1 protein-coding gene is annotated in these 524 nt (G+C 41.0%); it reads left to right on the forward strand.

The genetic code is table 11. The features are described from left to right. Positions 1–164 precede the first annotated feature (164 nt). On the forward strand, positions 165–524 hold a 360-nt coding region (locus AC1MDJ_RS08560), incomplete at its 3' end, for a hypothetical protein (RefSeq protein WP_479690482.1).

Here is a 524-nt window from a genome sequence, read left to right on the forward strand (position 1 = left end):
TGGCGATATATCTTCATTTTTTGTGACGCGGACGTGGTTTTTTGTGGCATTGTTTATGCTTGTTGTGAATATGTTTATGCTTGGTATAATATACTGGCAACATTTGCGCATAGGTTATCTTGTGCAAAAAGTGTTGTCAGAATAAATCATTTTTGGAGATAATGATGGACAAATCCAATGGCACTGACCTTTTGAGTAGTATTATTGATGCAGTTTCTAAAACTGTTGGCGGGTGGTATCAGAAAGGAAACAAGACGCTTTCTATAGCCAGCCTAGAACGCGCTCGAAATGAAAAATTTTCTGTGCTAGGGCACAAGGTTTTTGAGCTACTTTCTAGGGGAAAGCAACTTTCTATGAGCAACTTGCGTGAAGATTTTGCAGCTATCGTTTCACTTGAAAAACGCATTGAAAATGCGAGTATTGAGCTAGACTTGACTGATAAGCCTGTGCGTACCGGCAAAAAGCTGGGCAGACCAGCGAAAGGTTCTAAAAAAACTGATGCAGTCGGAGCGGTTGCCGAAGTG

The sequence above is a fragment of the Candidatus Termitispirillum reticulitermitis genome, from assembly GCF_054655775.1.